Origin of the sequence: Kitasatospora sp. MMS16-BH015 (assembly GCF_002943525.1) — a bacterium.
Taxonomy (GTDB): Bacteria; Actinomycetota; Actinomycetes; order Streptomycetales; family Streptomycetaceae; genus Kitasatospora.
Genome location: NZ_CP025394.1, coordinates 33,790 through 53,802, shown reverse-complemented (window position 1 = coordinate 53,802; position 20,013 = coordinate 33,790). Strand labels below are relative to the sequence as shown.

The window sequence follows — 20,013 nt, the reverse complement described above, 5'->3', positions numbered from 1 at the left end:
GTCAGAGCGGCGGGATCTGCTCGGGTACGAGCCCGGCCTGGCGGAGCAGGCCGTACAGGTCGGTCTCGCCCCAGAACTCGACGATCCTCCCGTCCCGGAGCCGGTAGGACTTGACCCCGGTCATGGTGAGGTCGCGGCCGGTGCGGTCCTGGGTGTAGGTGAGGGTGAAGGCGACGGTCACCCGGTCGCCGGCGGCGAACAGGTCGTCCACCCGGACCCGGCAGTCGGACAATCCCGGTGTCAGCACCGCCCCCTCGGGGTAGTGCCGCCCGCGGGCATGGATGCCCGCGCCGTGCACGAGGACGTCCTCGGCGACGAGTTCCTCGAACTCGGCGACCTCCTTGGTCTCGAAGACCCGGAGGTAGCGGCGGACGACCTCGGCATTGCGCCGGCTGACGGCCTCGGCCGGGTCACCCACGGGTTCGAAGCCAGGAGTGAACGGCGAGATCGCGATGGCGACTCGGCGAGCGGTCGTCGAGCCGGGGGCTGCGGTCCCGTGGATGGTTGAAGGCATAGCTGAGCGGCCGCCCGGTGAAGGGCGGTTCGTGCTGGAGGGGCAGCAGGCGGCGGGCCCGCAGCAGGGCCGTCAACGCCTGCCAGCCGGCCGCGTCGCTCCGCTTCGGCGCCGCGAGATCCCGGCCCGCGTCGATCAACTGGTCACCGCACTGGGGGCAGTTGCCGACCCGGGGCCCGTGTTTCAGGTACGAGGAGCGGCAGGGCAAGCAGACGTGATGCCGGTTCGGAGTCCCACCTCGAAAGCACATCCTGCCAGTATGGTCACGCGGCGCGGTTCGTCCAGGCGATAACGGAGATCGGCGGGATTGCTGTCGTCTCGTTCGCCCGTGGTCCACCCGTGATTGCCCACAGCGTCCCCGTCGGCACGCAGATGTGACGGATCATCGGGAACCGGGCAGCTGTCGCTCCTCCGCCGTTGCGTCCGAAAACCGGATGCGCCCGGGTGCGGGCGTGCGGAGACTGGTCGGCGAACAGATCACCTACCCCAGTTGCGAAGGATCCCCGTGCAGGGTGCCGTCACCGTTTCTCCGTCCCAAGTCCCCGAACTGCTGCTCGGGCTGGCCACCGTACGGCCGGTCTTCCTCTGGGGGGCGCCCGGGATCGGGAAGTCCTCCCTGGTCAGGGAGTTCGCCGAATCGCTGGGGCTGGAGTGCGTGAGTCTGATCGGTACCCAGCTGGCCCCGGAGGACCTGGTCGGCGTCCCGCAGATCACCCCGGACGGGCGGTCGCGGTTCTGCCCGCCGGAGAGCATCGCCCGCGAGCAGCCGTACTGCCTCTTCCTGGACGAACTCAACGCCGCCACACCGGATGTGCAGAAGGCCTTCTACTCCCTGATCCTCGACCGTCGGATCGGCTCGTACGAACTGCCGGCCGGCAGCATCGTGATCGGCGCCGGCAACCGGGCGACCGACGGTGCGCTGGCCCGGCCGATGGCCTCGGCGCTGGTGAACCGGCTGGTCCACGTGCACCTGCGGGCCAGCGCCGCCGACTGGCTCGGCTGGGCGGCGGGCCACGGGATCCACCCGTGGGTGCAGGACTACCTCACCGACCGGCCCGACCACCTCTGGTCGGCGCCGCCGAAGTCGGAGGAGCCGTTCTCCACGCCGCGCGCCTGGCACATGCTCTCCGACGCGCTGCACTCCTTCGGGCCCACGCTGGAGGAGGAGACCCTCAAGGTGCTGGCCCACGGGCTGCTGACGCCCCCGCACGCGGTGGCGTTCTGCGGCTACGCCAAGATCGTCCGCAACTCCTTCGGGCTGGACTCCATCCTCAAGGGCGACGCCCGATGGCCGCACCGGCTGGAGGACCGCGATCTGCTCTACTACCTCGCCGACTCCTTCCGGGGCCGACTCGTCAAGGAGCTGCCCGCCAAGAAGGAGTACGCCTCCGACAGCCAGCGGAAGGTGGCCTACCGGGCCAAGTCGCTGCTGGTCCAACTCGCCGAGATCTCGGTCGAGGTGGCTCAGACGGTGATCGCCGACGGCGCGGACGGCAACCCGCTGCTGCCCTCCTGGTTCCTGATCGAGGCCGCCCGCGACATGCCCCGGCTGGTCGAGGCCCGCCGATGAAGAACCTTCACCTGACGAACAAGGCCCCCCGATGAGCAAGGCGCGCGCCAAGGCGCAGAAGGACCAGCCCGACCCGGGGCTGGAGGCGTTCACCGCCGGGCTGGCCATGCTGCGCGGCAACTCCGCCTTCGCCGCGCTGGACGCCTCCATCTGCCGCAGCCCCGACTGCGCCCACCCGCCCACGACGGACGGGTGGGCCGTCACCGACTCCAACGGCATGATCCACGTCAACACCAAGCGCCGGGCCGAACCGGCCGAGTGGGCCTGGGTGTTGGCCCACAGCCTGCTGCACCTGGGCTTCGGCCACCTGCCCGCCGAGCAGGGCCCGCGAAGTCAGCCCGACCCCCATCTGCGGGCGGCCCGCTGCCACGTGGTCAACCGCTTCCTCAGCACCTTCGCGATGGGCCGCGCCCCGGTGGAGCTGCCGGTCACCCATGTCGGCGGGGACGAGGAGGAGCTCGCCGCCCGCTGGCGCCGCGACGGCCTGCCGCAGGTCAGCGGCACCAACGGCGCCGAACCCGACCAACTCCTGCGCCCCTGGCGCGGCCTGCACCCCGAGGACTGGACCACCGCCTTCGCCTCCGCGCTCACCCGCACCATGTCCGCCGCGATGGACCTGGCGGGCGGCCGCCGCGACGAACTCACCGGCGCCCGCCACCCCGAACGGCCGTGGACCCGCGCGCTCAACTGGTTCGTCTCCTCCTACCCGCTGCTCGGCGGCCTGGCCGCCGGCATCACCCTGGTCGCCGACGCCGAACTCGCCCGCGCCCAGGGCATCGCGATCGCCGCCGTCAACGCCGAGGCGGGGGAGATCTACCTCAACCCGCTGCGCCGGTACAGCGAGGAGGAGTGGCGGTTCATCCTCGCGCACGAGATGCTGCACGCCGCGCTGCGGCACATGGAGCGGTGCGGGGGACGCGACCCGTACCTGTTCAACGTCGCGGCCGACTACGTGATCAACGGCTGGCTGGTGGAGATGGACGTCGGCGAGATGCCCGAAGGGCTGCTGCACGACCCGGAGTTGAAGGGACTCTCGGCCGAGGAGGTGTACGACCGGATCGTCCGGGACCAGCGCCGGATCCGGCGCCTGGCCACCATGGCCGGCAAGGGCAAGCCCGACGTGCTCGGCGAACCCCTTGGCCCGGCCAGGGATTTCGTCGACCTGGACGACTTCTACCGGCGCGGGATCCAGCAGGGCTTCGACCTGCACCAGCGCGAACGCGGCCTGCTGCCGGCCGGGTTGGTCGAGGAGATCCGGGCGCTCGCTCACCCGCCGGTGCCCTGGGACGCCCGACTGGCCCGCTGGTTCGACGAGTTCGTGCCGTCCCCGGTCGCGGTGCGCAGCTTTGCCCGCCCGTCCCGGCGGCAGGCCTCCACCCCCGAGATCCCGCGCGCCGGGCGGTACTTCCCGCCGCAGGAGGAGGCCCGCTGCACCTTCGGCGTGGTGCTCGACACCTCCGGCTCGATGGACCGCCGCCTGCTCGGCCTGGCCCTCGGTGCCATCGCCTCCTACGCCGCCGCCCGGGACGTGCCGGCCGCCCGGGTGGTCTTCTGCGACGCGGCCCCGCACGACGCCGGCTACCTCCCGCCCACCGAGATCGCCGGCCGGGTCCGGGTGCGAGGCCGGGGCGGCACGGTGCTCCAGCCCGGGGTCGACCTGCTGGAACGCGCCGAGGACTTCCCACCGACCGCCCCGATCCTGGTCATCACCGACGCCGAGTGCGACACCCTGCGGATCCGGCGCGACCACGCCTACCTGATCCCGCAGGGCGCCGGGCTGCCGTTCACCCCGCGCGGCCCGGTGTTCCGGCTGCGCTGAGGCGTGCGGCCCGGGTGGGGGCGGCCCGGCTCAGGCGTCGCCGGGGAGCAGGTGCTGGTCGAGCTGGTGGAAGGACCAGACGCCGCCGGTGCGGGTGAACACCCAGACCAGGTCGAACCGGTCCGGCCAGCCGGCCGGTGCGCCGGCCGAAGGGGCGATGGCCCTGGCGATGGCCGGGATCCGGCTGTGCTCCCAGCAGATCAGGACCGGGCCGGGCTGCGCCGCCACGGCCTTGGCCAGGGCGCTCTCCTGCGTCTCGGAGTACCCGAGGTCGACGGTCAGCCCCAGTCGGTGGGCGAGTGGGGTGACGGTCTGCCGCATCCGGTGGGCGCCGGCGTGCGGGCCGCTGTCGGCGGCGGCGTAGATCTTGGCCGGGGTGTGCAGGCCGGCGGTCGGCTGCGGGGTGAAGAGCCGGGGGAGGGCATCGGCCCGCTGCCAACCCCGGTCGGTGAGGGAGGAGTTGCTCGGCTTGCCGCTGTCGTCGTGGCCCTGCTCGGAGCCAGCGGGCTTCTCGCCGTGGCGGATGATCATGACGGTGAGGTCGGCCGCCGGGGTGGTGCTCCCGTTGACTGCCGCCGCTACCTGATCCTGACGGTGGTCCTTCTTCGGGCCGCAGCCGGCGAGCAGCAGGGTGGTGGCGGCCAGGGCGCCGAGCGCGGCCCGGCGGGTCGGGAGGGTGGAGCCGGTCGGGGCGGTGTTCCGGGCGGCCGGATGGCGGTTCGGCGTCATGGGGCGGGACGGTAGCCGGAGTGGATGAGAATTGGTTCAAGGGCAGACCATCCCGCCCGGACAACGGCCGGGCGGGTGTCACGGCACCAGGACGATCTTGCCGGTGGTAGTGCCGGACTCGGCCAGGCGCAGCGCCTCGGCGGCCCGGTCGAGCGGGAGCTGGGCGGCGATCCGCGCGGTGATCTCGCCCTTGCCGAGGGCGTCGAAGACCTGGGTCAGGTCGGTGCGCAGGCGGGCGCGGAACTTGTCCCGGGCGAGCGCGCGGCCGGCCCAGATGTTGTAGAAGCCGGCGCGGCGGCCGTTGGGCAGGGCGTTCCAGAGCAGGGTGCGGCCGAGGATCTTGAGCACCGGCCACTGCTTGGAGCCGCTGTCGTCGCGGGTGGAGGCGCTGCCGTAGGCGACCAGGGTGCCGCCGGGGGCGAGCAGGTGCCAGGAGTCGACCACGCTGCGGCCACCGAGGTGGTCGAAGACCGCGTCCACCCCGCCGGGGGCGAGCTCGCGGACCCGGGCCGGGACATCGGCGTCGCGGTAGTCGACCGGCAGCACGCCGAGCTCGCGCAGCGCCGTGTGGTGCCGGGCGGAGGCGGTGCCGATCACCCGGATTCCGGCGGCCCGGGCCAGCTGGGCCAGCACCGAGCCGACCCCGCCGCTCGCGCCGTGCACCAGGACGGTCTGACCCTTCCGGGCCCGGGCCTGCCGGTGCAGCATCTGCCAGGCGGTGATGCCGTTGACCACCACGGTCTCGGCCTCGGCGGCGGTGAGGCCGACGGGCACCGGCACCAGGTCGGCGGCCTCGACCAGGACGTGGCTGGCCCAGCCACCGACCTTCACCAGGGCGGCCATCCGCTGCCCGGTGAGCGCGGGGTCGACGCCCGGGCCGGTGCGGTGGACCCGGCCGACCAGGTCGTAGCCGGGCACGAAGGGGAAGGGCGGCTGGTCGTAGTAGCGCCCGCGCCGCATCTGCTGCTCGGCGAAGGAGACTCCGCTCGCCTCCATCGCGATGACCACCTGGCCGGGGCCGGGCGTCGGGACGGCGCCGTGGCGCAACTCCAGACCCTCCGGTGCGACGACACCCGGCAGGACGACCTCGAGAAGCTCTCCGCTGTACATGACTGTCTCCGTTTCGGCAGGAATACTTGCTGTCGTTAGAAGTTATAACTGCCATGTCGCGCGAGAGTCAAGAAGAAAAGTGATAGCCTCTAACCAATCGCCCAGCTGCTCACCAAACCACGCGCCGCCGAGCAGGCGGCGGACGACCGGGAGACGGAGGCCGACGTGGCTGAGACGGAAGCGCACACGCCCCGGGAGCGGTACCGCGCCCAGGTCCGCGAGGAGATCAAGAAGCACGCCTGGGAGCAGATCACCACCGCCGGCGCCTCGGCCCTCTCCCTCAACGCCGTCGCCAAGCAGATCGGCATGAGCGGCCCGGCCCTCTACCGCTACTTCGCCAACCGCGACGAGTTGATCACCGAGCTGATCCGCGACGCCTACCGCAGCCTCGCCGACACCGTCCAGGCCCGGGCCGCCGCCGGAGCCGATCTCGCGGACCTGGCCCTCACCCTCCGCCGCTGGGCCCTCGAAGACCCCCAGCGCTACTTCCTGATCTACGGCACCCCGGTCCCCGGCTACCACGCCCCTGAGGACGTCACCCGCAGCGCCGTCGAGGTGATGACCGTCATCCTCGACACCTGCACCGCCGCCACCCCGTCCCCGTTCCCGCCCTCCCCGCTGGACGGCCACCTCGCCGACCACCGCAGCTGGGCCGGCGAGCACCCCGCCCCACCCGCCGAGCTCCGCCGCGCCCTGGCCTTCTGGACCCGCCTGCACGGCCTGCTCTCCCTCGAGCTCGCCGGCCACTTCACCGGCATGCAGTTCGATCCGGCCGAGCTTTACGCCGCCGAGGTGCACGCCCTCACCCACGGCTGAACGCACCCCGGCCCCGGGCCGACCCCTCGGAAAGGGGTAGCCCGGGGCCGGGGAGTGGACCGGGCCTCAGCTTCGGAAGTCGCGCACGTTCAGCACGTCGAGGTTGCGGAACTTCGGTGGCCCGTCGCAGAGCGCAGCCGCCCGGGTGGCGAACTCCGCCGTCTCGGGCCGGTCGGAGTTGGCCATCGCCTGCTCGTACGAGGGGAACTGGACGATGTTCAGGTACACGTCCTCGCCGTCCCGGTCCCGGGTCTGCAAGGCCCACGAGGCCAGCCGGTGACCGGCGTTCTGCTCGACCCAGCCGTCCAACAGCTCGTTGAACTCGTCGATCCGCCTGGTCCGGTACTCGATGATCTGGATGAACTTCATGGCGCTGCCTCCTCCACCCGGCGGCGACCACGCCACCGGGTCGTCCCCTCCAGGCTCCACCTCCACGGCCCGCCCCGCAGCCCCACCCCGCAGCCCCACCCCGAGCAGGGGCCTCGTCCCGCCCCGAGACCCCGTCCGCCCTACCGCGGCGCGAAGATCCCGAAGGTGCCGCCCTGCGGATCACGGATCACCGCGATCCGCGGCCCGTTCTCCATCTGCACGTCGGTCGGCCCGTGCAGCACCTCGCCGCCCAGCCGCGCCGCGGTGGCCGCCGAGGCGTCCACGTCCGCGACCAGGAAGTACGGCGCCCAGTGCGAGGGCACCTCCGGCGGCACGGACGGGTCGAGCTTCATCACCCCGCCGAACATGTCCTCGCCCAGGCCCACCATCGCGTAGTTCTCGTCGGGCCAGACCCGCCAACCGAACACCCCGGCGTAGAACGCGGTGGCGCCGTCCTTGTCCCGGGTGGAGAGGTCGGCCCAGCCGAAGGAGTTCGGCTCGTTGACCACGCCGAAGCCCGCGAAGGACCCGCCCTGCCAGAGCGCGAACGGCGCCCCGGTCGGGTCGTTGAGCAGGGCCCACTTCCCCCGGTCGGCCACGTCCATCGGCCCCATCCAGAGCGTGGCGCCGGCGGCCTTGGCGGCCTCGCTGGTCGCCTCGATGTCCGCCGTGGCGATGGAGAGCAGCCACATCACCGGCTGCTGCGGGTTCATCAGCGGTGCCACCGCCGCTGCCGCGGCACCGTCGTAGGAGAAGATCGTGTAGCCGCCGAACTGCGGATCCGGGTCGGGCTCGCCCCGCCAGCCGAACAGGCCGCCGTAGAAGTCAAGCGCCGCCGGTACGTCACGGACGCTCAGCTGCGCCCAGCACGGGGAACCAGGGATGATCTCGGTCACCTTCACCGCGGAAGCCTCTCGCCGTCGGGATCGACGAGGAACGACGCTAGCCCCGGGACCCCACCGCAGGCCCGGAGGCTCGCGCAGGACGGCCCGCCGCCGACCCCGATCGGCCGTCAGCGCCCCGGTGCGATTAATCCGGGCCCGGGCGCGGCACCCCGCGATGGTTCGCCCACCCAGGATCCAATGGTGACAGTCCCTCACCTCACCAGGAGACAGTCCTCATGCGCCTGAAGCCCCGCACCCTCCTCACCGCCGCCGTCCTGCCGGCCCTGCTGGCCCCGGTCCTCGCCGCCCCGGCCGCCCTCGCCACCCCGACCGCGCTCGCCGCCGAGCGGCCGGCCACCCGCCACTGCACGGTGCTGGTCAGCCCGACCCGCACTCTCGGCGAGTCCTGCACGGACGGCCGCTCCGCAGCGCCCGCCGTCCGCGACGGCCAGACGCTCCTGCTGGAGGAGTACGCGGACGTCAACTACGGCGGCGGCGTCCTCTACACGTTCTACGGCGATGCCGGCGGCTGCGACGCCACCGGCTACCACCTGGTCAACTACATCGACGTGGCGCTCAACGTCTCCTCGATGTGGGGATACAACAACTGCACCAAGGCCACGCTCACGTCTCCCCTCGACAAGGTGGAGACCGTCTCGCTCCCGGCCTCCTATCTCGGCAAGGACTTCAACGACGCGGTGCGCGAGCTCCAGGTCTTCCGCGGCTGAGCAGGCGCCCGGCACCGACGGCCGGTCAGGCGGCCGCACCGGTCAGCAGGTTGATGTCCACGGAGTGCCCGAGGGCCTGGGTGCGCCAGTGCACGAGCTCCTGGTAGGCGGGGGAGCGGTACCAGGCCCGGGCGTCGTCCTCGGTGGGGAACTCCAGCAGGGCGGTGCGGGTGTAGCGGGTCTCGCCCTCCAGGCGCTCGGGCTCGCCGAAGGTGAGCAGCCGGCCGTAGAAGGGATCCAGGGTCGCGCCGACGTTGGCGAGGTAGTGGCCGAGCTCGGCGTCGGGCGTCTGGTCGGTGCGGGTGAAGATCACGTAGTGCATGGGATGTGTCCTGTTCCTGAGTCGTCATAGGGGGGTGGTCCCCGGGGCGTGCGCGCACCCCCGTGTCGCGCACGCCCCGTCAGGGACCGGTCCCGCCCAGGTCGCTCACTACTGAGTATCTGAACGTTGAGACATTATGAGCCCAGGAAGTGCGTGACCGTCAAGTAAGTGAATGTTAAGATAGTTGGCATGACGGAGCGTGACACGGTGGACGACATCGCCGACCAGTGGGCCCTGATCCGCCCCGACCTGAACGGGGAGGCGATCGCCTTGATCGGACGGCTCAGACGCCTGAACAGCCGGGTGGACCAGTCGCTGCGGGAGTACTTCGCGACCTGGAGCCTGGACTCCTCGGAGTTCGACGTGCTGGCGACCCTGCGGCGGGCGGGGGAGCCCTGCGAGTTGAACGCGCGCGCCCTGCTCGAGGCCGCGATGGTCACCTCCGGCGCCATCACCAACCGGGTCGACCGCCTCTCCGCCAAGGGCCTGGTCGAGCGCCGCCCCAGCCCCACCGATCGCCGCGCGGTCCTGGTCCGCCTCACCCCGGCCGGCCGCACCCTGATCGACGAGGCGCTGGCCGGCCACGTCTCCAACGAGGAGCGACTCCTCGCCGCCCTCACCCCGGCCGAGCAGACCCAGCTCACCACCCTGCTCCGCAAGCTCCTGGTCGCCCACGGCGACACCGAGCCCTTCCCCCGCTCCCGCTGACCCCTCGCCGAGGTCCTGCCGACCGAGGAGTGCTTCGACGCCGACCGGGTGATCACGTCGTTCGGCGAGCTGGTCGAGACCCTGATCGACGCGCTCAACCGGTACGCCTACCCGGACCGACCGGTCGGGGTTGCCCGAGCGGGCCGCGGTTTGTCTGTGGTTGGTCAAATGGGTGACGCGCGAAGGCTCGTGGACCTACTGTCCGGCACTATGACCCTACGATTGCTCCGCTCGCTGCTCCTGCTCTGCACACTCCTGGCGGCACTGACGGCCACTCAGCTGGTCCCGGTCGCCGCCCATGCCACCGTGGCCCCCAAGGCCACCGGCAGCCAGCCCGTGTACTCCTACGCCGACGCCGTCCGCGAGACGGTCTGGGTGGACACCGGGCTCGACGGCGACGGGAACGGGCACACCGACCGGGTGGCGGCCGACATCGTGCGGCCGCGCGAGGCGGCGGCCGCCGGCGTCAAGGTGCCCGTGATCATGGACGCCAGTCCGTACTACGCCTGCTGCGGCCGCGGCAACGAGTCGCAGCTCAAGACGTACGACGCCCAGGGCCGCCCGGTGCAGTTCCCGCTGTTCTACGACAACTACTTCGTGCCGCGCGGGTACGCGGTGGTGCTGGTCGACCTGGCGGGCACCAACCGCTCGGACGGCTGCTCGGACGTGGGCGGGCCCTCCGACGTGAAGTCCGCCAAGGCGGTGATCGACTGGCTTAACGGCCGCGCCGCCGGCTACAGCACCCGCAGCGGCAGCACCAGGACCAGCCCGACCTGGGCCAGCGGCTCGGTCGGGATGATCGGCAAGTCCTGGGACGGCACCATCGCCAACGGCGTCGCGGCCACCGGGGTGGACGGCCTGAAGACGATCGTGCCGATCTCGGCGATCAGCTCCTGGTACGACTACTACCGCTCCAGCGGCGCCCCGCTCTACGACGGGACGCCCGCCGACCTGTCCGGCCTGGTGGACAGTCAGGCCGCCGCCCCGCACTGCACCGCCGTGGACAAGCGGCTCGCGGCCGGCTCCCCGGACAGCGGGGACTGGTCCAGCCTCTGGCAGCAGCGCGACTACGTGGCCTCGGCGGCGAAGGTCAAGGCGAGCGTCTTCGTGGTGCACGGGATGCAGGACCTGAACGTGCGCGGCATCAACTTCTCCCAGTGGTGGACGGCGCTGGCCGGCACCGGGGTGGACCGCAAGATCTGGCTCTCGCAGACCGGCCACGTCGACCCGTTCGACTACCGCCGGACCATCTGGGTGGACACCCTGCACAGCTGGTTCGACCACTACCTGCTCGGCATAGACAACGGCGTCGAGAAGGCGCCGGCCGCCGACGTGGAGCGCGCGCCCGACCAGTGGACCCAGGACGCCGCCTGGCCCGCCCCCGGCACCGGCGCCGCCACCCTGCACCTGACGCCCGGTGCCTTCTCCACCACCTCCGGCAGCGGCACGGCCTCCTTCACGGACGACCCGAAGCTCGGCGAGGACGACTGGGCCGCGCACGCGCTGACCAGCACCCCGGAGAAGACGGTGTTCACCACCGGGCCGCTCACCCGCGACCTGCGGGTCTCCGGCCAGGGGTCGATCACGCTGACGGTGAGCTCCTCGACCACCAGTGCCCACCTGAGCGCGGTGCTGGCCGACCTCGGCCCGGCGGTGATCCGCAACTACGAGGGCTCGGGTGAGGGCATCACCACCCTGTCCACCCGCTCCTGCTGGGGTGACAGCACCCCGGGCGACAGCGCCTGCTTCCTCGACGCGGCCGCCGACACCTCCTCGGTCGGGTACACGATCGTCAGCCGCGGCTGGGCCGACCTCGGCCACTACGCCGGCCTGAGCCGCACCGCCACCCTCACGCCGGGCACCGGCTACCCGATCACCTTCGCGCTGGCCGGCACCGACCACATCGTCCCGGCGGGCCACCGGCTCGCGCTGATCGTGGCCGGCACCGACAACGGCCTGCTCAACCCGCCGTCCACCCGCCCCACCCTGACCCTCGACCTGACCCGGTCCAGCGTCCGGCTGCCCCTGCTCGGCGGCCTCACCGCCTTCCGCCAGGCCGTCCCCGCGCCGACCCGCCAGCCGAAGCCCGACGCCTTCGCGGCCCCGTCCGCCCTCCCGGGCCTGCCCGGCCTGCCCCGCACGGCCGGTGACTGCCTGCCCTGCGGCAACTTCTGATCCCGCGTCCCCTGACCACCGGCCGCCGGTGGTCAGGGGACCAGATCCGCCAGCACCCGTCCGAACACGGCCCGCCCGGCCGAGGCGAGCAGCGGATCCACCAGCCGGGGGAGTCCCGGCACCGAGATCTCCTCCTCCCACCTGACCTCACTGCCCGGCCCGACCCGACGGACGGTCAGCACGGCCCACCCGCGGACGACCCGCCCCCGCTTCTCCAAGCGGCAGACCCCGTCCCGCCCCGCCGCCGGGGCCACCCACTCGACCAGGTCCATCGGATCGTCGAACCCCAGCATTCCCACCCCGGTCCGCGCCAGGATCCGGTCGTCTACCCGCTGCCCCGTCCCCCGCACCGCCGCCACCCGGGTGAACGGCACCCGCCGCCCGTGCCCGGGCCAGTCGGTGACCCGCTCCCAGCAGAGCTCGGCGGGCAAGGGCGTACGGCGGGTGAGCACGAATCGGGCCATGAGCTCACCCTACGCACCCACCCGCCGCTCGGGCCGCTACCCGCGCCTCAGCAGGCGCAAGGGTGGCCGCCCACCTGGTTGGCCACCATCTCCCAGGGACTGAAGAACATCTGGTTGCCGGGGCCGTTGTTGCCGACGTTGCCGCCCGAGATCACCCCGCGCTGGAGCACCCTTGCTGCCGGCGGTGTAGACCGTGACGGTGTGCGCGTGCTCGTCCACCACCAGGCCGGCGAAGCCCGCGCGGTCGGTACGCACGGTCTGCCCGAGCCGGCCGAGGTCCATTCAGGTGACGAGCAGGCGCAGCCCCAGGTCCACCGCCGTCAGCTCGGCCAGCCCGCCGTTGCGTTCGGCCCACCGCCCGGAGTCGAGGTCGGCCCGGAGGCCTTGCACCGCGCGCCGCTCGGCCTCCGGGCCGACCCGGGTCCAGACCGACATCGCCCGGCGCACCGGCTCCTCCAAGTACGCGGCGGGCCGCCGCCAGTAGGCCTCGAAGAGGCCGTCGGCGCAGTCCCAGGGGACGGGCACCGGCTCGGCCCGGGCACCGATCGCCTCGGCCATCCCGGCCAGCGAGGGGAAGCCGGCGAGCACCCCGGCGAACTCCGGCAGGTAGTCCCGGGTGAGCCAGAACCGGCTCGGCCAGTCGGGCTCGTCGGTGTCGAAGGTGAGCACCACCACCCGCCGGGCGACCCGCCGCAACTCCCGCAGCCCCGCCAGCGGATCCCCCCAGTGGTGCACGGTCGAGACGGCCATCGCCGCGTCGAAGGCCCCGTCCTCGAACGGCAGGCTCTCCGCGGCGGCGGCCACGCAGGGCGCCGCCCCGGCCGGCCGCTGCGCCCGCATCACCGCCGAGGGCTCCACCGCGACCACCACGCGGTCGGTCGGCTCGTACGAACCCGTCCCGGCCCCGACGTTCAGCACCGTCCGGGCGTTCCCGAGCGCCGACCAGATCCGGTCGGCGATCCGCGGATCGGTCCGCCGGGTGGCGGTGTAGGCTCCGCCGATCGCGTCGTACAGGCGTGCGCCCAGCATCCCCAACTGCTCCTCCGGCGTCACCGTCAGTCCCTTCGCCCGCGCCGCCAACTCCCAGTCGATCGCCGCCACCATCGCGTCGGCCCGCTCCCGCCGCTCCACCACCAGCGCCCGCAGCCGCCGCAGGTGCGCCACCGCGTCCACGGCCGGATCCCCGACCAACTCCGCGACCTCCCGCAGCCCGAACCCCAACCGCCGGTAGGCCAGCACCTCGCGCAGCCGCTCCACGTCCGCCGCCGAGTAGGCCCGGTACCGGCCCCCCGTCCGCGCCGAGGGCCGCACGAGCCCGATCTCGTCGTAGTGATGCAGCGTCCGGACGCTCACCCCGGCCAGCTCGGCCACGCGCCCCACGGTCCAGTGACCTTCCACGCCTCCCACCATGCGGCCTGACGCCACGTGAGGGTCAAGCGCCCCTGCACCGGTCCGCACCGGTCCGCGCCGGTCCGCGTCGGTCCGCGCCGGTCGTGGCCGGTTGCCGCCGGGACACCGGAGTTCGAGGAGTGGGACCAGGTTGACGCCCGGCGGCCGGTGTTGCTGCAATGGGCCGGTGTTCTCCGAGATCCTGCTGGTCGGGCGGGCCCACATCGACTTCGGTCGGGTGTGGTCCGCGGCGTGTCGTCGTCCCTGACTCCGCCACGCCCTCCTCCCGCCAGCCCCTCGGAGCCCCACCATGTCTGACGCCCTCGTCGGCGCACCCCCCGCTGCCCTGATCGACCCGCGCGGGCCCCGGTTCGCCGCCGCGCTCACCACCGTGGTCCTCGCCGTGAGCCTGGTGACCGGCAGCGGCCTGCTGCTCGCCGCCCAGACCCTCGTCTTCGCCGCCGGCGCGCTGTTCGGCCTGCGGCGCTCCCCGTACGGCCTGCTCTACCGCACCCTCCTCCGCCCGCGCCTCGGCCCGCCCAAGGAGTGGGAGGACGAGCGGCCACCCCGGTTCGCCCAGGCCGTCGGCACCGCCTTCGGCCTGCTCGGCACACTCGGCTACCTGGCCGGACCGGCCTGGCTGGGCGTCGCCGCCGGCGCCGCCGCCCTCGCGGCGGCCTTCCTCAACGCCGTGTTCGGCTACTGCCTCGGCTGCGAGTGCTACCTGCTGGTCGTCCGCCTGCGCGGAGCGGAGGCCGGCCGTGCTTGACCCCACCGGGTTGGTGGTCTGCGCGGCGGTGCTCGCCGGGGCCACCGCCTTCGGCGCGGTCCGCGCCACCCGCCTGGGCCGGCTGCGCCGTCGGCGCAGCGATGCCGACCGTCAGCTCTCCGCCGCCGACCTGGGCGCCACCCTCGGCGCACGGGTCACCCTGGTCCAGTTCTCCACCACCCGCTGCGCCGCGTGCCCACCGGCCCGCCGCCTCCTCCACGACCTCGCCACCACCACCCCCGGCGCCACCCACATCGAGATCGACGCCGAGACCCGCCCCGACCTGGTCACCCGATTCGGCATCCTCCGCACCCCCACCGTCCTGGTCCTCGACCCCCACGGCCGCCTCGTCGGCCGCGCCTCCGGCCCCCCACGCCGAGCCGAGGTCACCGCCGCGATCGAGGCCGCCACGGCGGCCTGAACGGACGGGACCGACCTACTCGGGGCGCGCGGCTCGCCCGGACCTGACGACCTCGACCCGCGCCCCGTTCACCAGGTGGTGGAAGCTCCCCGGAAGCTCCTCGTACCGCCACCCCTCGGGCCGGTCGAGAAGCTCCTCGACCTCACCCGCGCCGATCCCGCCCCCACTCAGGTGGGCCGGCCGCTCCGCACGTCCGCCGTCGACAGGTTTCGTGCGTCCGCCCCCGGTGCGGTGGCCGATCCGTGCGCCCGGGCCGGGGCGGGCCCTCGCGCGCCGATGATGAGGACTTCCCACCCCCACGGAGGCACCCATGTCCACGTCCACCGAAGCCGACCGGCCCGCGCTCGGCCGGCCCGAACTCGACCTGCCCGGGCTGGCCGCCGCTGCGGCCGGGCTCCAGCCCGAGCTGGCCGAGCTGCGCAGAGACCTGCACCGGTGGCCGGAGCTCGGCCTGGTGCTGCCGAGGACGCAGCAGCGGCTGCTGGCCGCGCTGGACGGGCTGCCGCTCGAAGTGACGCTGGGCGGTGGGGAGCTGAGCTCGATCACGGCGGTGCTGCGCGGCGGCCGCCCAGGGCCGAACGTGCTGCTGCGGGCCGACATGGACGCGCTGCCGGTGCAGGAGAGCGCCGACCTGCCGTACGCCTCCGCCGTGCCGGGCGCGATGCACGCCTGCGGGCACGACCTGCACATGGCCGCGCTGGTCGGGGCGGTGCGGCTGCTGGTGGAGCGCAGGGCGGAGCTGGCCGGGGACGTGGTCTTCATGTTCCAGCCCGGCGAGGAGGGCGGGGGAGGGGCGCAGCTGATGGTGGACGCGGGCGTGCTGGAGGCGGCCGGCGAGCGGGTGGTGGCGGCCTACGCGCTGCACGTGGCGGCCGCGCTGCTGCCCAACGGGCTGGTGGCGACCCGGCCGGGGCCGGTGCTGGCGGCCTCCGACACGCTGCACGTGACGCTGCGCGGGCGCGGCGGCCACGGCTCGAGCCCGCACACCGCGCTGGACCCGGTGCCGGCGATGTGCGAGGCGGTGCTGGCGCTGCAGTCGATGGTGACCCGGCGGATCGACGCCTTCGACCCGGTGGTGCTGACCGTCGGCACGCTGAGCGCCGGCACGGCGGCCAACGTGATCCCCGAGGAGGCCCGGTTCGCCGCGACCGTCCGCTCCTTCTCGGCGCAGTCGCGGGCGGCGGCCCACACCGAGGCGCTGCGGGTGGTGCGCGGCATCGCCGCCGCGCACGGCCTGGAGGTGGACGCGGAGGTCGAGCCCGGCTACCCGGTGACCGTCAACGACGGGGCGGAGACGGCCTTCGCGGCCGCGGTGGCGGAGGAGCTGCTCGGGGCGGGCCGGTACGTGGAGATGCCCAAGCCGATCGCCGGCTCCGAGGACTTCGGGGTGCTGGGGGAGCTGGTGCCCTCCGCGTACCTGCTGCTGGGCGCCGCCCCCACCGACGGCCGGGACCCGTTCGGCGCGGCCTACAACCACTCCCCGGAGGCGGAGTTCGAGGACAACGTGCTGGCCGACGGCGCCGCGCTGCTGGCAGCGCTGGCGTGGGGCCGGCTGACCCGCGGTTAGGTCACGGCGGCTCAGACCGGCCCCGGGTCGATCGGCACGTACCCGACGGCCCGGCCGGAGGCGTCGAGCACCCGCCCGACGAGTTTGGCGGTGCGCAGGGTGAGCTGGCGCTCGCGCACCCGGCAGACAGGGAAGCGCCTGGCCAGTTCGGCCTCCAGGCCGCGGACGGCGGCGGGCTGGTGGGTGACCACGTAGGTGACCAGGTTGGCCTCGCCGAGGGTGAGCGCGCACATCCGGGTCTGCGGCTGCTCGCTCAGCCAGCGGGCGGCGGCCGGCACCTGGTCGGCGGGCAGGTCCAGCCAGAGGGTGGTGCCGAGCGGGTGGCCGGTGAGCCGGGGCGAGGCGTCGCAGCGCAGCACCAGCCGGCCGCCGGAGCGCAGCGCGTCGAGCCGGCGGCGGGCGGTGGTGGCGGGCAGGCCGAGGCGCTGCCCGAGTGCGGAGTACGGCATCCGGCCGTCGGAGCCCAGCGCCGCGAGCAGCCGCAGGTCCTCCACCACCGAGCGGGCGGGTGCCCGGTCGCCGGCGACCGGCGGCCGGGCGGCGGCGATGGCGGCCCGCTGGCCGGGGTCGAGCGCGCCGGCGCTCCACCGGCTGCCCTCGCGCAGGGTGCGTTCGACCAGCGAGGTGCGGGTGCGCAGCACCCCGGGCACGGCGGCGATCCGTCCGAGCACGTACTCGCCGATCCCGTCGAGGGTCAGCCCGGCCACAGTGATCAGCAGGTCGGCTCGGCCGGTGACCACCTCGATGCTCACCGCCCGCCCGTCACCGGCCAACTCCTCGGCCGCCGCGGTCGCGGTACCGGCCCGGCATTCGACCTCCACCAGGGCGGTGCGCCCCGGATCGAAGTGGTCGGCCGCCGGGTAACAGGTCACCCAGGCGTCGCCCTGCGCGGAGAGCCGGGCCCACCGCCGCGACAGCGTCGCCGGGTCGACTCCCAGCGGCGCGGCCAGCGCCGACCACGGCGCCCGGGGATCCACCCGCAGCGCGTCCACCAAGGCGAAGTCCAGCTCGTCGATCACGCCGCCCCGCCTCTCCACCAGGTCCCGGGGAACTTCCCGGCCCGCCCGCCTCAGCCGTCGCTCCAGGCTAGCCGCCACGCGCGACCCGCCCCGGGGGATTCCGCGCTCACCCCCACGTTCACTGGACTGACGTCGCCACGGAGGTCCCGGCCGGGCGGGCGCCGGTGCCCCGCCGGGTGAGCGTTCACCGGCGCCGACGGGGCGTCATCCCGGGCAGTCCGCTGCGGCTGGCTGCCGACGGGGCGCCCGCGCCTCCAGTTGGGCCAGGAGCATGTCTAGGGCGTCGGGAAAGGCGGATGCGGCCAGGTCCGGCAGGTGGTCGCGGACGGCGTGCAGGTGCGGGTAGTCGTCGGCCGGCAGGCTGGCGTGGACCTCCCGCCAGACCCTGGCCTGCTGGTCGCGCTGCTGTTCGGAGAGGTTACGGATGTCGGCGTCGAGGGTGGCGTGGGCGAGGACGGTGTCGATGAAGGTGCGGTAGTGGCCGACCGCCTCCGCGGGCGGGAAGCCCGCCTGCAGCAGCAGCCCGATGCCGGTGTCGACGGCCCGGCGCTCGGCCGGTCCGGCCGTCATTCGCGCGGCGCGCACCGCGGCCAGCCGGGGGTGGCGCAGGACCGAGCTGTGAACCCGCACGGCGAAGTCGCGAAGTGCGGTGCGCCAGTCGGGGTCGGGGACGAAGCCGTCCAGGGAGTCGCCGATGAGGCGGTCGGCGACGGCGAGCAGCAGGGCGTCGGTGTCGGCGAAATAGCGGTAGACCGTCGAGGGGTCGCAGCCGAGGGCGGTGCCGAGCCGGCGCACGGTGAGGGCGTTGCCCGGGGGGGCCTCGATCAGTTCGAGCGCCGTGGTGACGATCAGGTCCTCGGTGAGTACGGTGCCGCCCCGGGTGGGGCGCCTACGGCGGCGTTCGGCGGGGATGCGCGTCGGTTCCGGCACGTCGGGCTCCTGGGGCGGGGTTGGTGGCGGTTGGGGGTGGCGGTGGCGGCGGTCATGCCGTCGGCCGCCCTTACGACAACTTATTGACGTAACTATGGCAGGGCTGTTTCATCGGTGCACCCCCTCCACCTGCCTCGTGCCGCTCGAGCGCGCAGGTGCAGGGCCCCCACGCACTGAGGAGACCGTCATGGCCGCCGGCACCCCCGTCAGACCCTCCGCAGCAGAGCTGCGCCGCACCCTCGGCATGTGGGACGGCATCGCCATCGCCGCCTCCAGCACGGCCGCGACCACCAGCATCGGCATCGGCATCGGCGCGCTCGCGGTGTACGCGGGCCGCCAGACCCCGGCACTCCTGCTCGTCGCCTTCCTGCCGATCCTCGGCATCGCGCTGTCCTACGCCCGGCTGAACCGCACCGAGCCGAACTGCGGCAACGGCTACACCTGGGTCGGCCGGTCGGTCGGTGCCTGGCCCGGCTTCCTGACCGGCTGGGTGGTGCTCGTCGCCAACGTCGTGTTCATGGCCTACACCAGTGCGGTCACCGGCTCGGTGGTGCTGCAGTTCGTCAACAAGGCCGGGCTGCACCGCCTGTTGGGCGTCGAGCTGGATCCGGGCTCCACCGGCACCAGCACCGTCGTCGGCCTGGTCGCCCTGGTCGCCGTCACCGTCACCGCCGTGACGGGCGTGCGCTCCGCGACCCGCCTGCAGTGGGCGCTGCTCGCCTTCGAGTACACCGTGCTGCTGGTGTTCTGCACCTGGGCGGCGGTCTCCGGTCACGAGTCGTTCTCCTGGAACTGGCTCAACCCGTTCGCCATCGGCTCCCTCCGGTCGCTCGCCCAGGGCCTGGTGCTGGCCGTGTTCGTCTTCTGGGGCTGGGACGCCGCGTTCACCGTCAACGAGGAGACCAAGAAGGCCTCCGACGCCTCCCGCGGTGGCCTGATCGCCCTGCTCGCGATGCTCGGGCTCCTGGTGTTCGCCGCGCTCTCCTTCCAACGCATCATGAGCACCGACGAACTCGTCGCCCAGGGCCCTCAGGCCCTCACCTACCTCGGCGCGAAGCTCTCCCCGGAGCCGTGGGCCTCGCTCCCGCTGGCCGCGCTGACGTGCTCGGCGTTCGCCTCGCTCCAGTCCAGCATCATCCCCACCGCCCGTGGCGCCCTCGCGATGGGCCGCGACCAGACCCTGGGCCGGCTGTGGACCAAGGTGAACCCCCGCTACGGCTCCCCGGCCGTCGGCACCCTGCTGATCATGGCGATGTCCGCCGCCGTGGCCGTCCTCGCCGTCGGCATCCCGAAGATCAACATGATGATCCTCACCGCCGTGAACTCCATCGGCCTGATCGTCGCGCTCTACTACGGCCTGACCGCGCTGGCCTGCGCCGTCCGCTTCCGCGCCGACCTGCGCACCGGCCTCTCCCCGGCGCTGCGGGGCGTCATCGTCCCCGGCCTCAGCGCCTTGGCGCTGTTCGGTCTCGGCGGGTACCTCGCCTACCAGTACGCCACCATGAGCGACCACTTCGAGGCCACCCCCGACAACGGCTGGTTCATGCTGCTGATCCCCGCCCTGATCGTCGGCTCCGGCCTGGCCGTCGCTGCCGTCGCCAAGTGGCGCCGCCGCTCCCCCTACTTCACCACCGGGCGGGGCACTGACGCCGACGCCATCGCTCTGCCGATGGACGCCACCGGCTGATCCCAGCCCCGCCCCGCCCGCAC

22 protein-coding genes are annotated in these 20,013 nt (G+C 73.4%); 10 read left to right on the top strand and 12 right to left on the bottom strand.

Annotated elements, in window-relative coordinates:
* Position 1: 1 nt before the first annotated feature.
* Complete coding sequence (locus CFP65_RS00265; RefSeq protein WP_217368115.1) at positions 2–418, bottom strand: ester cyclase; 417 nt, start codon at positions 416–418, stop codon at positions 2–4.
* Positions 411–653 (bottom strand): hypothetical protein, encoded by a 243-nt coding sequence (locus CFP65_RS39585; protein WP_168219556.1) that lies wholly within the window; start codon positions 651–653, stop codon positions 411–413. Before CFP65_RS39585 ends, CFP65_RS00265 begins: the two co-directional genes overlap by 8 nt.
* A 366-nt stretch (positions 654–1,019) precedes the next feature.
* On the opposite strand from CFP65_RS39585, the gene CFP65_RS00260 reads away from it, so the two are divergent.
* On the top strand, positions 1,020–2,084 hold the full coding sequence (locus tag CFP65_RS00260; protein ID WP_104814180.1) for an ATP-binding protein: 1,065 nt from the start codon (positions 1,020–1,022) through the stop codon (positions 2,082–2,084).
* Positions 2,085–2,115: 31 nt separating this feature from the next.
* On the top strand, positions 2,116–3,903 hold the full coding sequence (locus tag CFP65_RS00255) for a hypothetical protein (RefSeq protein WP_104814179.1): 1,788 nt from the start codon (positions 2,116–2,118) through the stop codon (positions 3,901–3,903).
* Positions 3,904–3,933: 30 nt separating this feature from the next.
* Here the strand turns inward: CFP65_RS00255 and CFP65_RS00250 are convergent, their stop codons facing one another.
* Both CFP65_RS00250 and CFP65_RS00245 read right to left on the bottom strand, forming a co-directional pair.
* A complete protein-coding gene (locus CFP65_RS00250; RefSeq protein WP_104814178.1) occupies positions 3,934–4,632 on the bottom strand; it encodes a phosphoglycerate mutase family protein in 699 nt (232 codons plus the stop codon).
* Between the two features lie 78 nt (positions 4,633–4,710).
* Complete coding sequence (locus CFP65_RS00245; protein WP_104814177.1) at positions 4,711–5,742, bottom strand: medium chain dehydrogenase/reductase family protein; 1,032 nt, start codon at positions 5,740–5,742, stop codon at positions 4,711–4,713.
* Between the two features lie 165 nt (positions 5,743–5,907).
* Here CFP65_RS00245 and CFP65_RS00240 point away from each other — a divergent pair, with 165 nt between their 5' ends.
* Positions 5,908–6,558, top strand: coding sequence for a TetR/AcrR family transcriptional regulator (locus tag CFP65_RS00240; RefSeq protein WP_104814176.1), 651 nt, complete (start codon positions 5,908–5,910; stop codon positions 6,556–6,558).
* Positions 6,559–6,624: 66 nt separating this feature from the next.
* Here the strand turns inward: CFP65_RS00240 and CFP65_RS00235 are convergent, their stop codons facing one another.
* Both CFP65_RS00235 and CFP65_RS00230 read right to left on the bottom strand, forming a co-directional pair.
* Entirely contained in the window at positions 6,625–6,927 is a 303-nt protein-coding gene (locus CFP65_RS00235) for a hypothetical protein (protein WP_104814175.1), read from the bottom strand.
* Between the two features lie 140 nt (positions 6,928–7,067).
* Positions 7,068–7,823, bottom strand: coding sequence for a VOC family protein (locus CFP65_RS00230; protein WP_254552131.1), 756 nt, complete (start codon positions 7,821–7,823; stop codon positions 7,068–7,070).
* A gap of 224 nt (positions 7,824–8,047) precedes the next feature.
* On the opposite strand from CFP65_RS00230, the gene CFP65_RS00225 reads away from it, so the two are divergent.
* A complete protein-coding gene (locus CFP65_RS00225; RefSeq protein ID WP_104814173.1) occupies positions 8,048–8,539 on the top strand; it encodes a hypothetical protein in 492 nt (163 codons plus the stop codon).
* Between the two features lie 25 nt (positions 8,540–8,564).
* On the opposite strand, the gene CFP65_RS00220 is transcribed toward CFP65_RS00225, so the two are convergent.
* A complete protein-coding gene (locus CFP65_RS00220; protein WP_104814172.1) occupies positions 8,565–8,861 on the bottom strand; it encodes a DUF1330 domain-containing protein in 297 nt (98 codons plus the stop codon).
* A gap of 189 nt (positions 8,862–9,050) precedes the next feature.
* On the opposite strand from CFP65_RS00220, the gene CFP65_RS00215 reads away from it, so the two are divergent.
* On the top strand, positions 9,051–9,569 hold the full coding sequence (locus tag CFP65_RS00215) for a MarR family winged helix-turn-helix transcriptional regulator (protein ID WP_104814171.1): 519 nt from the start codon (positions 9,051–9,053) through the stop codon (positions 9,567–9,569).
* Positions 9,570–9,779: 210 nt separating this feature from the next.
* Positions 9,780–11,744: a Xaa-Pro dipeptidyl-peptidase gene (locus CFP65_RS00210; protein WP_104814170.1), complete on the top strand. Its 1,965-nt coding sequence runs from the start codon at positions 9,780–9,782 to the stop codon at positions 11,742–11,744.
* Positions 11,745–11,776: 32 nt separating this feature from the next.
* Here the strand turns inward: CFP65_RS00210 and CFP65_RS00205 are convergent, their stop codons facing one another.
* The 3 genes from CFP65_RS00205 to CFP65_RS00200 all read right to left on the bottom strand — a co-directional run bounded on the left by CFP65_RS00205 (position 11,777) and on the right by CFP65_RS00200 (position 13,588).
* Entirely contained in the window at positions 11,777–12,208 is a 432-nt protein-coding gene (locus CFP65_RS00205) for an SRPBCC family protein (RefSeq protein ID WP_104814169.1), read from the bottom strand.
* A gap of 47 nt (positions 12,209–12,255) precedes the next feature.
* Positions 12,256–12,378 carry a hypothetical protein gene (locus CFP65_RS41740; RefSeq protein WP_256387258.1) on the bottom strand — a complete coding sequence of 41 codons (123 nt, stop codon included), beginning with the start codon at positions 12,376–12,378 and terminating at the stop codon, positions 12,256–12,258.
* Between the two features lie 112 nt (positions 12,379–12,490).
* The gene (locus CFP65_RS00200; RefSeq protein WP_168219658.1) at positions 12,491–13,588 is read right to left on the bottom strand and encodes a MerR family transcriptional regulator; all 1,098 of its coding nucleotides are present in this window, start codon (positions 13,586–13,588) and stop codon (positions 12,491–12,493) included.
* Positions 13,589–13,907: 319 nt separating this feature from the next.
* On the opposite strand from CFP65_RS00200, the gene CFP65_RS00195 reads away from it, so the two are divergent.
* From CFP65_RS00195 to CFP65_RS00185, 3 genes are all read left to right on the top strand, one after another.
* Positions 13,908–14,366, top strand: a complete 459-nt coding sequence (locus CFP65_RS00195) for a DUF4395 domain-containing protein (protein WP_104814167.1) — start codon at positions 13,908–13,910, stop codon at positions 14,364–14,366.
* On the top strand, positions 14,359–14,787 hold the full coding sequence (locus CFP65_RS00190; RefSeq protein WP_104814166.1) for a thioredoxin family protein: 429 nt from the start codon (positions 14,359–14,361) through the stop codon (positions 14,785–14,787). Before CFP65_RS00195 ends, CFP65_RS00190 begins: the two co-directional genes overlap by 8 nt.
* A 310-nt stretch (positions 14,788–15,097) precedes the next feature.
* The gene (locus tag CFP65_RS00185) at positions 15,098–16,354 is read left to right on the top strand and encodes a M20 family metallopeptidase (RefSeq protein WP_104814165.1); all 1,257 of its coding nucleotides are present in this window, start codon (positions 15,098–15,100) and stop codon (positions 16,352–16,354) included.
* 11 nt (positions 16,355–16,365) lie between these two features.
* On the opposite strand, the gene CFP65_RS00180 is transcribed toward CFP65_RS00185, so the two are convergent.
* Positions 16,366–17,373, bottom strand: a complete 1,008-nt coding sequence (locus tag CFP65_RS00180) for an Lrp/AsnC family transcriptional regulator (RefSeq protein ID WP_104814164.1) — start codon at positions 17,371–17,373, stop codon at positions 16,366–16,368.
* A gap of 204 nt (positions 17,374–17,577) precedes the next feature.
* Complete coding sequence (locus tag CFP65_RS00175; protein ID WP_104814163.1) at positions 17,578–18,303, bottom strand: TetR/AcrR family transcriptional regulator; 726 nt, start codon at positions 18,301–18,303, stop codon at positions 17,578–17,580.
* A gap of 187 nt (positions 18,304–18,490) precedes the next feature.
* Between CFP65_RS00175 and CFP65_RS00170 the strand changes: the two genes are divergently transcribed.
* Entirely contained in the window at positions 18,491–19,990 is a 1,500-nt protein-coding gene (locus CFP65_RS00170; RefSeq protein WP_168219568.1) for an APC family permease, read from the top strand.
* Positions 19,991–20,013: the final 23 nt, after the last annotated feature.

Coding starts and splice junctions, on each gene's coding strand:
- CFP65_RS00195 (WP_104814167.1), top strand. CDS start 13,908: ATGTCTGACGCCCTCGTCGGCGCACCCCCCGCTGCCCTGATCGACCCG.
- CFP65_RS00245 (WP_104814177.1), bottom strand. CDS start 5,742: ATGTACAGCGGAGAGCTTCTCGAGGTCGTCCTGCCGGGTGTCGTCGCA.
- CFP65_RS00225 (WP_104814173.1), top strand. CDS start 8,048: ATGCGCCTGAAGCCCCGCACCCTCCTCACCGCCGCCGTCCTGCCGGCC.
- CFP65_RS00205 (WP_104814169.1), bottom strand. CDS start 12,208: ATGGCCCGATTCGTGCTCACCCGCCGTACGCCCTTGCCCGCCGAGCTC.
- CFP65_RS00210 (WP_104814170.1), top strand. CDS start 9,780: ATGACCCTACGATTGCTCCGCTCGCTGCTCCTGCTCTGCACACTCCTG.
- CFP65_RS00220 (WP_104814172.1), bottom strand. CDS start 8,861: ATGCACTACGTGATCTTCACCCGCACCGACCAGACGCCCGACGCCGAG.
- CFP65_RS00235 (WP_104814175.1), bottom strand. CDS start 6,927: ATGAAGTTCATCCAGATCATCGAGTACCGGACCAGGCGGATCGACGAG.
- CFP65_RS00170 (WP_168219568.1), top strand. CDS start 18,491: ATGGCCGCCGGCACCCCCGTCAGACCCTCCGCAGCAGAGCTGCGCCGC.
- CFP65_RS00215 (WP_104814171.1), top strand. CDS start 9,051: ATGACGGAGCGTGACACGGTGGACGACATCGCCGACCAGTGGGCCCTG.
- CFP65_RS00250 (WP_104814178.1), bottom strand. CDS start 4,632: ATGACGCCGAACCGCCATCCGGCCGCCCGGAACACCGCCCCGACCGGC.
- CFP65_RS00185 (WP_104814165.1), top strand. CDS start 15,098: ATGTCCACGTCCACCGAAGCCGACCGGCCCGCGCTCGGCCGGCCCGAA.
- CFP65_RS00255 (WP_104814179.1), top strand. CDS start 2,116: ATGAGCAAGGCGCGCGCCAAGGCGCAGAAGGACCAGCCCGACCCGGGG.